Source organism: Kitasatospora sp. MBT63, from assembly GCF_000710465.2.
Lineage (GTDB): Bacteria > Actinomycetota > Actinomycetes > Streptomycetales > Streptomycetaceae > Kitasatospora.
Genome location: NZ_JAIZ01000192.1, coordinates 36,941 through 44,645, shown reverse-complemented (window position 1 = coordinate 44,645; position 7,705 = coordinate 36,941). Strand labels below are relative to the sequence as shown.

Here is a 7,705-nt window from a genome sequence, read left to right as displayed (position 1 = left end):
ACCCGCCGCCGCGGCACCACCGGACCCGGCCGCCGTACCCCGGCTGCCACAATGGTGGTATGTCCACCACGCCCGCCGCCCCCGGCACCACCGCCCTCGACCCGGCCGTCGCGGCCCGCCTCAAGCGGACCGAGGACGGCCTGCTTCCCGCCGTCGCCCAGCAGTACGACACCGGTGAGGTGCTGATGCTCGGTTGGATGGACGACGAGGCACTGCACCGCACCCTCACCACCGGCCGCTGCACCTACTGGAGCCGCAGCCGCAGCGAGTACTGGGTCAAGGGCGACACCTCCGGCCACCTCCAGCACGTCAAGAGCGTCGCCCTGGACTGCGACGGCGACACCCTGCTGGTCAAGGTCGACCAGGTCGGCGCCGCCTGCCACACCGGCGAGCGGACCTGCTTCGACGCCGACGTGCTGCTGCCCGCTCGGTAACCTTCTCCCAGTCCCGCCCGCCCCAACTTCGAACGGTGCCGCACCCCATGGACCTTGAGGCCTTCCGCAAGCTCGCCGCAGACACCCGGGTCATCCCCGTCACCCGCCGGCTCCTCGCGGACGGCCTCACCCCGATCGGCGTGTACCGCAGCCTCGCCGCCGAACGGCCCGGCACTTTCCTGCTGGAGTCCGCCGAGCAGGGCCGCAGCTGGTCCCGGTACTCCTTCGTCGGCGTGCGCAGCGCCGCCACCCTGACCGTCGGCCCCGACGGCGACGCCCGCTGGCTCGGCACACCGCCCGTCGGCATCCCCACCACCGGCGACCCGCTGGAGGTGCTGCGCGCCGCGCTGGCCGCCCTGCACACCCCCCGGCCCGCCGACGACGGCCTGCCGCCGCTCACCGGCGGCCTGGTCGGCTACCTCGGCTACGACATCGTCCGCCGCCTGGAGAAGCTCCCCGACCTGACCCCGGACGACCTGGGGCTGCCCGAGCTGACCATGCTGCTCGCCACCGACCTGGCCGTGCTCGACCACGTCGACGGCAGCGTGGTGCTGATCGCCAACGCGGTCAACCACAACGACCTCGCCTCCGGCGTCGACGAGGCCCACGCGGACGCCCTCGCCCGGCTCGACGCGATGGAGGCCGACCTGCGCAAGCCGGTCGACCCGGGCCTCGCCACCTTCACCCCGACCGCCGCCGACGCCCACTCTCCGTTCGGCGGCGAGCCGTACCGCAAGGCGGTGGAGGAGGTGAAGGAGCGGATCCGGGCCGGCGAGGCGTTCCAGGTGGTCCCCTCGCAGCGGTTCGAGGCCCCCTGCCCGGCCAGCGCCCTGGACGTCTACCGGGTGCTGCGCACCACCAACCCCAGCCCGTACATGTACCTGTTCCGCTTCCCGGGTCCGGACGGCACCGCGGAGGGCGGCTTCGACGTGGTCGGCTCCAGCCCGGAGGCGCTGGTCAAGGTCACCGACGGCGAGGCGATGGTGCACCCGATCGCCGGCACCCGGCACCGCGGCGCCACCCCGCACGAGGACGCCGAGCTGGCCGCCGAGCTGCTCGCCGACCCCAAGGAGCGGGCCGAGCACCTGATGCTGGTCGACCTCGGGCGCAACGACCTCGGGCGGGTCTGCGAGCCGGGCAGCGTCGAGGTGGTCGACTTCATGGCGATCGAGCGCTACAGCCACGTGATGCACATCGTCTCCACCGTCACCGGCAAGGTCGCCGCCGGGCGGACCGCCTTCGACGTGCTCACCGCCTGCTTCCCCGCGGGCACCCTCTCCGGGGCGCCCAAGCCGCGGGCGATGCAGATCATCGAGGAGCTGGAGCCCACCCGCCGCGGCCTGTACGGCGGCTGCGTCGGCTACCTGGACTTCGCCGGTGACTCCGACACCGCGATCGCCATCCGCACCGCCCTGATCCGCGGCGGCACGGCCTTCGTCCAGGCCGGCGCGGGCGTGGTCGCCGATTCCGACCCGGCGAGCGAGGACGCCGAGTGCCGCAACAAGGCGGCCGCCGTCCTGCGCGCGGTCGCCACCGCCAACACCCTTCGCGCGCCCGTGTCGTGAGGACATCAGAGGACATCAGGGGTGTCGGGTCGGTGAGAGCGACTTCGTCAAGAAGCTGCGGCTGTACGCCCAGTGCGGCATCCCGGTCCATGCGGTGATCGACCCGCGGGAGGGCGTCTGCACGGTGCACTCGGCCCCGCAGCGGTCGGGGGTGTACCGCGAGACCGGGCGGGTGCCGTTCGGCGAGGACCTGACGGTCCCGCTCGAAGGCCGGGCGGTCGTGATCCGGACCGACGGCTTCCCGCGGGACCCCGCCTGAGGGGCACGGTGTCCGGGTCGGGGATAGTGGACGGGTGACCGAACAGACCGCTCCGCGCCCGACCGACCGCCGCAGCCTGTCCCTGATGCTGCTGCTGACCGCGCTCGGCGCCGTCCTGGTGCTCACCGCCGTCGGGCGGATCTGGGCGGAGGGGACGGTGACCGGGCTGGACGGCGGCCGGCTGGCGGTGAGCGCGACCGGCGCCACGCTGACCGGGCTGCCCGGGGGGCTGACGCTGGTGGCGCTGGCCGCCGCGGTGGCGGTGTTCGCGGTGCGCGGCCGGGCCCGTACGGCCGTCGGCGTGCTGACCGTGCTGGCCGGGCTCGGGGCGGCGGCGGGCGCCGTGCTCGGGGCCACCGACACGGCCGGGCTGCACACCGAGGCCGCCCGCAAGCTGGCGCTGGCCGATGCGCAGGCCCAGCAGATAACCCACTCCGGCTGGCCGTGGGTCGCGCTGGCCGGCGCGCTGCTGCTGGCGCTGGCGGGCCTGCTGACCGTCCGCTCGGGCCGGTCCTGGCCCGCCATGGGCGCGCGCTACGAGGCGCCCGTCCGCAAGGGCGCGGCCGCGCCCCGGGCCGCGGGCTCCCCGGCCGACCTGTGGAAGGCGCTGGACCGCGGCGAGGACCCGACCGGCTGAAACGCCCGGCGAGTGTGACGAGGGCTACCGGGCCCCCCTTTGGGGCTCGCCGTCAAGGCCCGGCACAATGGAACCCGTCAACCCGTCGAGCGCCACGCGGCGGCCCGGCCGGGACCCGAGGACTCAAGGAGCACCAGCAGATGTCGGCAGCAGCGCACGGCCACACTCCCGCCGCCTGGACCGGCGTGACCATCGCCTTCATCGGCTTCACCATCAGCGGTGTCGCGATGATCATCCCCAACGTCCTGCTCTTCTGGGCCGGTCTCGTGGTCGTCGTGGCCGCCGGCGTGGTCGGCAAGGCCATGTCGATGGCGGGCATGGGCAAGCAGCCCAGCCCGCACTTCGCTCCGGCCGAGCCGGCCGTCGAGCGGACCCCGGTCGCGGCCGCCTGACCCGGCCCCACCGCACGGCCGACCCGCACCGCCGGTCCGCCTGACCGGCACGGGAGTTCGAAGGACGGCGGGCCCGCCACGCCCGCCGTCCGGCCTCTGCCCGGGCGGCCCGCACGGGCGGCACAATCGCTTCCGTGAACGTTCCCGCCGCCCCGGCCCCGCAGGCATCCCCGCTCCGCAGGCTCGGCCGCCCGCTGGCCGCCCTCGTGACGGTCGGCCTGCCGACCGCGTACGTCGCCGCGGTCGACCCCAACGCCCCCGGCCACTACCCGGTCTGCCCGGTGCTGCGGGCCACCGGCTGGTGGTGCCCCGGCTGCGGCGGCCTGCGCTGCGTCCACGCGCTGACCAGGGGCGATCTCAATGCGGCCGGTCACGACAACCTGCTGGTGATGGTGCTGGCCGTGGTGCTGGCGGTGTTCTGGCTGCGCTGGGCCTGGGCCGCGCTGACCGGCGCGCCCGCCCCCCGGTTCTCCTTCGGGGCCCGGCAGGCCGTGCTGCTGGTGCTGCTGCTGGCGGTCTTCACCGTGGTGCGCAACCTCCCGATCGGGGCCGGACTGGCGCCGCTGCCGCTCTGAGCCGCCCGGCATCGGGGCGCAGTAGCAGGCGGCCGTAGTGCGGGACCGGCGCACGTCATGGGCGTGCACGCCGGGGGTGCGCGCCGGTACGAACGGGGTCCGCTCCGCGAGACGCGAGCTGGTCCGATGCACCTCGCGCCCCCCGCGCCCGATACCATCGAAGGACCGACGAGGGTGGACCGGCACAGGATCTTCACCGGTCCCAGGTGGCCCGCCCCCCGAGGTCAGACCGACTGCAAGACCCGGCAGGGCCCACCCTGTCGGCTCAGAGCCAGCAGAAAATGATGGGGGCGCTCGCGTGAGTGTGCTCGACGAGATCATCGACGGGGTCCGCGAGGACCTCGCCGAGCGACAGGCCCGGGTCTCCCTGGACGAGCTCAAGGAGCTCGCGGCCAAGGCACCCGACGCCAAGGACGGCGTCGCCGCCCTGAAGGGCGACGGGGTCCGGGTGATCTGCGAGGTCAAGCGCTCCAGCCCGTCGAAGGGCGCGCTGGCGGCCATCGCCGACCCGGCCGCCCTGGCCAAGGACTACGCCGCCGGCGGTGCCGCCGCGATCAGCGTGCTGACCGAGCAGCGCCGCTTCGGCGGCTCGCTCGCCGACCTCGACGCCGTGCGCGCCGCGGTCGACACCCCGGTCCTGCGCAAGGACTTCATCGTCACCGCCTACCAGCTCTGGGAGGCCCGTGCACACGGCGCCGACCTGGCGCTGCTGATCGTCGCCGCGCTCGAGCAGCCGGCCCTGGTCTCGCTCATCGAGCGGGCCGAGTCGATCGGCCTCACCCCGCTGGTCGAGGTGCACGACGAGGAGGAGATCGCCCGTGCGGTCGACGCCGGCGCACGGATCATCGGCGTCAACGCCCGCAACCTCAAGACCCTCGAGGTCGACCGGAACACCTTCGGCAACGTGGTGGACGCCATCCCGGCGCACATCGTGAAGGTGGCCGAGTCCGGCGTGCGCGGCCCGCACGACCTGATCTCCTACGCCAACCTCGGCGCGGACGCGGTCCTGGTCGGCGAGTCCCTGGTGACCGGCAAGGACCCGAAGGCGGCCGTGGCCGACCTGGTCGCGGCCGGCGCCCACCCGGCGCTGCGCAACAACGGGCGGGGCTGACCCGCACACCATGTCACTCGCCTCCCGTCTCGCCCCCGGCTGCCGCCCGCGCGGCTGCCGCGCGCCCGCACGCCGGGTGCTGGGCCGACGGGTGCGGTACGTGATCGGCTGCGAGCCCGGACAGGTGCCCGGTCGCCGATGGCGCAGGACGCACGGCTGACCCTCGGGTCGCCGATCGACGTCACCGCACGCCATCCCGTTCACCACGCACCTCAAGGACTTCGCATGTCCGAGAATTACCAGCCGGGTACCCAGGTCCCGGACGCCCGCGGCTACTTCGGCGCCTACGGCGGGCGTTTCATCCCCGAGGCCCTGGTCGCCGCGGTCGAGCAGGTCGCCGACGAGTACGAGAAGGCCAAGGCCGACCCGGCCTTCGCCGCCGAGCTCGAGGCGCTGCTCAAGGACTACACCGGGCGGCCCAGCCCGCTGACCGACGTGCGCCGCTTCTCCGCCGAGGCGGGCGGCGCCCGTGTCCTGCTCAAGCGCGAGGACCTCAACCACACCGGCTCGCACAAGATCAACAATGTGCTGGGCCAGGCCCTGCTGACCCGCCGGATGGGCAAGACCCGGATCATCGCCGAGACCGGCGCCGGGCAGCACGGCGTGGCCACCGCCACCGCCTGCGCGCTGTTCGGCTTCGACTGCACCATCTACATGGGCGAGGTCGACACCGAGCGGCAGGCGCTCAACGTGGCCCGGATGCGGATGCTCGGCGCCGAGGTCATCGCCGTGAAGTCCGGCAGCCGCACCCTCAAGGACGCCATCAACGAGGCGTTCCGGGACTGGGTCGCCAACGTCGACTCCACCCACTACCTGTTCGGCACCGTCGCGGGCCCGCACCCGTTCCCCATGATGGTCCGCGACTTCCACCGGGTGATCGGCATCGAGGCCCGCGAGCAGGTGCTGGAGCGCACCGGCCGGCTCCCCGACGCGGTCGTCGCCTGCGTCGGCGGCGGCTCCAACGCGATGGGCATCTTCCACGAGTTCATCCCGGACGCCGGGGTGCGCCTGATCGGCTGCGAGGCGGCCGGCGAGGGCGCCGAGACCCCGAAGCACGCGGCCACCCTGACCAAGGGCGACCCGGGCGTCCTGCACGGCTCGCGCACCTACGTCCTGCAGGACGAGGACGGCCAGACCATCGAGAGCCACTCCATCTCGGCGGGCCTGGACTACCCCGGCGTCGGCCCGGAGCACGCCTGGCTGAAGGACACCGGCCGGGCCGAGTACCGTCCGGTCACCGACGACGAGGCGATGCAGGCGCTGCGCCTGCTGTCCCGCACCGAGGGCATCATCCCGGCCATCGAGAGCGCCCACGCCCTGGCCGGCGCGCTGGTGCTCGGCCGCGAACTCGGCCCCGAGGCGACCATCCTGGTCAACCTCTCCGGCCGCGGCGACAAGGACATGCACACCGCCGCGAAGTACTTCGGCCTCTACGACGACAACGCCGCCGACGGGGGCAAGTGACCATGACGCAGACCAAGCTGAGCACCACCCTCGCCGCCGTCAAGGCCGAGGGCCGGGCCGCCCTGATCGGCTACCTGCCGGCCGGCTTCCCGACCGTGGACGGCGGCATCAAGGCGATCCACGCACTGGTCGAGGGCGGCTGCGACATCGTCGAGGTCGGCCTGCCGCACTCCGACCCGGTGCTGGACGGCCCGACCATCCAGACCGCCGACGACATCGCGCTGCGGGCCGGCGTGAAGATCAAGGACGTGCTGCGCACCGTCGCCGAGGTGGCCGCGCGCACCGACGCCCCGGTGCTGGTGATGACCTACTGGAACCCGGTCGACCGCTACGGCGTGGCCCGGTTCGCCGCCGACCTGGCGGCGGCCGGGGGAGCGGGCTGCATCCTGCCCGACCTGCCGGTCGAGGAGTCCGACGAGTGGCGCAAGGCGGCCGGTGAGCTGGGTCTGGACACCGTCTTCGTGGTCGCGCCCAGCAGCAAGGACCAGCGGCTGGGCGAGGTCACCGCGGCCGGCTCCGGGTTCGTGTACGCCGCCGCGGTGATGGGCGTGACCGGCACCCGGGCGCAGGTCGGCAACCTCGCCGAGGACCTGGTCGCCCGGACCCGGGCCGCCACCGAGCTGCCGGTCTGCGTCGGCCTCGGGGTCTCGACCGCCGACCAGGCGGCCGAGGTGGCCCGCTTCGCCGACGGCGTGATCGTCGGCTCGGCCTTCGTCCAGCGGCTGCTGGACGCGGACGGCGACGAGCAGGCCGGCCTGACGGCGGTCCGTGCGCTGGCCGCCGACCTGGCGGCGGGCGTCCGCCGCGGCTGACCGGTAGCACCCGTAGCTCCAGCACCACCCGTACCACCCGTACCACCCGTACGGCCTCGACGGCCCGGCGGTCCGTGCCCCGCGCGCGGACCACCGGGCCGTTCTCGTTTTCCGGGATGCTCCTAGAACTTCCCTATCCGTCCCCGACCCGATGGTAGTTTTGGGAGTGATGGAACAGTCCGAAGGGTGGCCCGATGCCGCAGCAGCTCTACTCGGTGGAACAGGTGGCCGGCCTGCTGGGCCTGCATGTGCGGACCGTGCGGGGCTACGTCCGCGACGGCCGGCTCCAGGCGGTCCGGATCGGCAAGCAGTACCGGATCGCGCGGGAGGACCTGGAGGCCTTCACCGGCCGGCCGCTCCCCGCGCCGGAGCCCGGGCGGCCCGCCCGCCGCAGCGAGGTGACCGCCGTCCTGCGGATCGAGGCGATCGACGTGGCGGCCGTGCAGCGGCTGAGCA

Annotated in this window: 11 protein-coding genes; all 11 read left to right on the top strand. The window is 74.0% G+C overall.

From position 1 onward, the window contains the following. Nucleotides 1-59 precede the first annotated feature (59 nt). Nucleotides 60-434, top strand: coding sequence for a phosphoribosyl-AMP cyclohydrolase (gene hisI, locus AA75_RS13650; protein WP_033820233.1), 375 nt, complete (start codon nt 60-62; stop codon nt 432-434). Nucleotides 435-481: 47 nt separating this feature from the next. Further along, nucleotides 482-1,999, top strand: a complete 1,518-nt coding sequence (locus tag AA75_RS13645) for an anthranilate synthase component I (RefSeq protein ID WP_033820232.1) — start codon at nt 482-484, stop codon at nt 1,997-1,999. 94 nt (nt 2,000-2,093) lie between these two features. After that, entirely contained in the window at nt 2,094-2,258 is a 165-nt protein-coding gene (locus tag AA75_RS53965) for a hypothetical protein (RefSeq protein WP_233289012.1), read from the top strand. A 34-nt stretch (nt 2,259-2,292) separates the two neighbouring features. Next, nucleotides 2,293-2,895, top strand: a complete 603-nt coding sequence (locus AA75_RS13640; protein WP_033820231.1) for a TIGR02234 family membrane protein — start codon at nt 2,293-2,295, stop codon at nt 2,893-2,895. A gap of 140 nt (nt 2,896-3,035) precedes the next feature. Further along, nucleotides 3,036-3,287 carry an HGxxPAAW family protein gene (locus tag AA75_RS13635; protein ID WP_033820230.1) on the top strand — a complete coding sequence of 84 codons (252 nt, stop codon included), beginning with the start codon at nt 3,036-3,038 and terminating at the stop codon, nt 3,285-3,287. Nucleotides 3,288-3,421: 134 nt separating this feature from the next. After that, nucleotides 3,422-3,862, top strand: a complete 441-nt coding sequence (locus AA75_RS13630; RefSeq protein ID WP_033820229.1) for a DUF2752 domain-containing protein — start codon at nt 3,422-3,424, stop codon at nt 3,860-3,862. A gap of 298 nt (nt 3,863-4,160) precedes the next feature. Then, nucleotides 4,161-4,973, top strand: coding sequence for an indole-3-glycerol phosphate synthase TrpC (gene trpC, locus AA75_RS13625; RefSeq protein ID WP_033820228.1), 813 nt, complete (start codon nt 4,161-4,163; stop codon nt 4,971-4,973). A gap of 10 nt (nt 4,974-4,983) precedes the next feature. After that, nucleotides 4,984-5,133: a tryptophan biosynthesis modulator TrpM gene (trpM, locus tag AA75_RS53960; protein WP_368666561.1), complete on the top strand. Its 150-nt coding sequence runs from the start codon at nt 4,984-4,986 to the stop codon at nt 5,131-5,133. A 65-nt stretch (nt 5,134-5,198) separates the two neighbouring features. Then, nucleotides 5,199-6,437 carry a tryptophan synthase subunit beta gene (gene trpB / locus AA75_RS13620; RefSeq protein ID WP_033820227.1) on the top strand — a complete coding sequence of 413 codons (1,239 nt, stop codon included), beginning with the start codon at nt 5,199-5,201 and terminating at the stop codon, nt 6,435-6,437. Between the two features lie 2 nt (nt 6,438-6,439). Next, nucleotides 6,440-7,249, top strand: a complete 810-nt coding sequence (gene trpA, locus AA75_RS13615; RefSeq protein WP_033820226.1) for a tryptophan synthase subunit alpha — start codon at nt 6,440-6,442, stop codon at nt 7,247-7,249. Between the two features lie 194 nt (nt 7,250-7,443). Further along, nucleotides 7,444-7,705 (top strand): helix-turn-helix domain-containing protein (locus AA75_RS13610; protein WP_033820225.1); only part of this gene is annotated, 262 nt, incomplete at its 3' end.

Excerpts from the sequence above, each read along its gene's own strand:
- hisI (WP_033820233.1), top strand. The coding sequence starts at position 60 with ATGTCCACCACGCCCGCCGCCCCCGGCACCACCGCCCTCGACCCGGCC.
- AA75_RS13645 (WP_033820232.1), top strand. The coding sequence starts at position 482 with ATGGACCTTGAGGCCTTCCGCAAGCTCGCCGCAGACACCCGGGTCATC.
- AA75_RS13635 (WP_033820230.1), top strand. The coding sequence starts at position 3,036 with ATGTCGGCAGCAGCGCACGGCCACACTCCCGCCGCCTGGACCGGCGTG.
- trpM (WP_368666561.1), top strand. The coding sequence starts at position 4,984 with ATGTCACTCGCCTCCCGTCTCGCCCCCGGCTGCCGCCCGCGCGGCTGC.
- trpB (WP_033820227.1), top strand. The coding sequence starts at position 5,199 with ATGTCCGAGAATTACCAGCCGGGTACCCAGGTCCCGGACGCCCGCGGC.
- trpA (WP_033820226.1), top strand. The coding sequence starts at position 6,440 with ATGACGCAGACCAAGCTGAGCACCACCCTCGCCGCCGTCAAGGCCGAG.